1 protein-coding gene and 1 pseudogene are annotated in these 1,777 nt (G+C 70.2%); both read left to right on the top strand.

The genetic code is table 11. The features are described from left to right. Window positions 1-729: pseudogene (locus HII36_RS56225) on the top strand (hypothetical protein); the annotation flags it as partial. Window positions 730-1,550: 821 nt separating this feature from the next. After that, window positions 1,551-1,777, top strand: a 227-nt coding sequence (locus HII36_RS56220; protein WP_217371152.1) for a hypothetical protein, incomplete at its 3' end; no start/stop codon positions are given.

The raw sequence follows: 1,777 nt of genomic DNA, 5'->3' as shown, positions 1-1,777 counted from the left end.
GCCACCCATCGCCCAGCCCAGCCACCCCACCCGGCCTCCATCGACCCGGGGGACGGCAGGCACCGCGCGCTCGCTGCGGCGGATGGGACGAATCCAGCCCTCAACCCGGCGCACAGCAGGCACTCGGCGCCCGACACGGCGGCCGGGGCGCATCCGGCGCTGGATGCGGCCGACGAGATGTACCCGGCCTTCAGCGCGGCACCGGGAACGCATGCGGCCACCGCCGACGGAGCGAGCGGGGCACCGGGTGCGGCGGATGGCATGCACCCGGCCTTCGGCATGGCTGATGGCGCACACCAGGCACCCCATCCCGCGGATCAGCCACAGCCGGCCAGGACATCGCGTATGAACCCGCCGGCACAGCCGGCCTTCACGTCGGCGGCGCAGGCGGGGGCCGCCGCCGCTCGTCCAGTCAGCTCGAACCGTCCTGAGATCATGACGGACACGAACTCGGACACCGACATGGACACGAACGCCACGGTCCGCATCCTGAGCACCGGCAACCAGCCCAACACCGCTCGCAGCGCCAGCGGCATCACCAGCACCAGCGCCAGGGCCAGCACCGGCTCCGGCACCGGCGGCAGGTCCGGCACCGGTGGTGGTACAGGCACTGGTACTGGCGGCACGCGGGGTGCTGGCGCCGGTGGCGGCGCTGAGAAGGACGCCCGCAAGCGCCGCACCTCGCGCGAAACCGGCAAGTGGCCGACGGAGGAGAAGGCCGCCGCCTAACAGGGAAAGCGGCCGCTTAGCGCCGGAAGGCATCCACCGAGGTCAAGCTCACGAGCCTGGGAAGGCAGCCGGTGGAGGGCCGGAGGATGCCCGCCAAGTGTGGAAGGGCGTTCATCCACCTGGCGCAACTCCGGCCCACACCACCAGGCTGCGTTGTCGGGCCGCGTTGTCAGGCCGCGTCACCAGATCGCACCGTCTCTCTGGCCACCGCCTGCCCGTCACAGGCTGCTTCGAGCATGGCATGGCATGGCTGGGCTGGCCACGAGGACAGCGCGGCAACCGGAGAGGCGGCGCGGCCAGCACCCAAGGGCTGAGCAACCCATGCCCGATGACCGCCCAGCGACCTCGCCCCATCTGGCAGCGAGGTCGCTGAACGCGCGCACGCCACAGCCTTCTTGCACCTCGACACCTGCAACGGCAGGAGAACGAACGGGATGCGCAATCGGATGGGATGGCGGGCCGCACGCATAGGGGGACAGGACCACAGGCCGCGCATCGAAACAAGCCAACGAGCGAGACAGGCCGTGAGGAGAGACCGGGCAGCGCAGGAAGGGCCGAGAGACGAGAGCCAGCAGACCGGAGGAGAGCCAGAGAACGGAGCACGAGCGGAGAGCCTTGGAAGGAAACGAGCGAAGAGGCTTGAGAGGAATCGACGGGGATCGAGAAGCGAAGGCTGGGGAGGACGCGAACGAGGGCTCGAAGAGGAAGAACGAGGGGGCTCAGGGAGCAGTCAAAGGCGGAGGCGGGAGAAGTCGGCGAGGTGAGAGAGGCCGGGGCGGGAGAAGTCCGGGGCGCGGAGAGGCCGAGGGCGGGAGCGGTTGGTGAGTGGAGACGGGAGAAGCCGGAGGGGAAGCTCAGGGGAGAGGCCAAAGGCGGAGGCGGGAGAAGCCGGAGGGAAGCTCAGGGCGAAGCCAAAGGCGGAGGTGGAGAATCCGGCGGGGAGACTCGGGGGAGAGAAGCCGGAGATGAAGGCAGGAGAGGCCGGAGGCATCGTCCGGGCGAGATGGTGGGTGTCCCTGCGCAGGGGGACAGCCGTTAGGGAGGGGGG

The organism is Nonomuraea antri, assembly GCF_013283785.1.
In the GTDB taxonomy this organism is placed as follows: Bacteria; Actinomycetota; Actinomycetes; order Streptosporangiales; family Streptosporangiaceae; genus Nonomuraea; species Nonomuraea antri.
The sequence above is the reverse complement of the archived record's forward strand: the minus strand, read 5'-3'. Positions and strand labels throughout refer to the sequence as shown.